This is a genomic window from Meiothermus cerbereus (assembly GCF_051297115.1).
Lineage (GTDB): Bacteria > Deinococcota > Deinococci > Deinococcales > Thermaceae > Meiothermus > Meiothermus cerbereus_A.
In genome coordinates this window covers 1-1,264 of the sequence record NZ_JBEVAL010000149.1, presented here as the reverse complement: position 1 = coordinate 1,264, position 1,264 = coordinate 1, and the positions used below count along the sequence as shown (strand labels likewise).

At 55.1% G+C, this 1,264-nt stretch carries 1 protein-coding gene; it reads right to left on the bottom strand.

Annotated features, from left to right (window positions below):
* Nucleotides 1–265 precede the first annotated feature (265 nt).
* A complete protein-coding gene (locus tag ABWU19_RS14840; RefSeq protein WP_036258966.1) occupies nucleotides 266–904 on the bottom strand; it encodes a DUF3108 domain-containing protein in 639 nt (212 codons plus the stop codon).
* Nucleotides 905–1,264 lie beyond the last annotated feature (360 nt).

Here is a 1,264-nt window from a genome sequence, read left to right as displayed (position 1 = left end):
ACACGGCGATGATCCGACTTATGGTCAGAAGATTGGCTTCCTAGACGGTTTTAAGACAGTCTCTAATACCAGATTCGGTTAGTTCGTCACCGAACGGTGTCGAACTAACCCGACCGAAGGGAGTGCTCTAGGATTCAAAAAGATAGCCTCTTAGCGCTTTTTATTTGAAGATTATCTTTTTGAATCCGGTATAACATCCAGTCGGTGTTGAGCTGCGCCAAACAGAAAGCTGCCGGTGGGGTTCAGATGAGACCCATCGCGTGGCTCAGCGCCCATTGCTGTTCTCGACCAGGCTGGCTTCCAGTCGGCCAAAATCCCGCCCGAAGACGAAGCGAACCGGGGTGCGCCGGGCATCCTGGCGGTACCAGACTTCTATCAGAACGTCTTCTCGAGCAAAACGATACCCCACCAGGCCATTGTTGGGCGGCAGCACCTCCAGGCGTCCCTGGACGGGTTTGGGGTAGTCCACCGCGTAAATCTGGCGGGTCTCGGGGCGCAGACGCAGGTAGTAGATGAGCGCAAGCTGATCCAGTATCTGGTCGCTCGGGCTGTTCCAACCGGTCTGTCTACCGTCTGGGTGCATCACCTTCGCCCATGAACCGCTGTTTTCCTGGCGTTCATAGACCAGCCGGGTGGTGCCCTTGAGCGGCTCGGTCAGGTTTTGCCAGAAGCGGTCGGTAAAGAAGTCGAGGCCTACCTGGCTTTCAGACTCCAGGCCATAGCCCGCGGCCTTGGCCAGCCCGGTGGGCTCGAGCTTGAGGCGAAAACGCCAGCCGCCCTCCACTGGATCGGCGCTGAGGTAAAGCCTGCCCACCCCTATACCCTGCCAGGTAAGGTTATAGGTCAGCCGCTCACCGGGAGGCCAGGGGACGCTCTGGGCCAGGGCTAGCATGCCCACAGCCATTGCTACAAGCAAAGCAAAGCGCTTTATCCACCCTGCGGATCCCACCCCCCCAGCGTACAACACCTGCCGGAACAGCCAGAGATGATTGTTTAATTGTTTTAGGAGTTGCGCACTTGAGTGAGGATTTGGGGGGAACAAGATCGATAAAATCGCGTACAGAACGGTATTTACCCGAATCCTAACGTACCTGCGTTTACAAGGTATAACGATTCCAGAAACAAGAAGCCCACAACGTCAATAAAACACAATTCCAACGGGCTGAAGTGAGGAGCCAACCTATGGTTTTATCAACGTTCAACTGCGTAAGTCCTATGTCAGGCTTTTATCATATACATCCACTAAGCCAGCGATAGAGGGGCA

What these genes read in the sequence shown, in the direction of transcription:
- ABWU19_RS14840 (WP_036258966.1), bottom strand. Translation starts at nt 904, where the DNA reads ATGGCTGTGGGCATGCTAGCCCTGGCCCAGAGCGTCCCCTGGCCTCCC.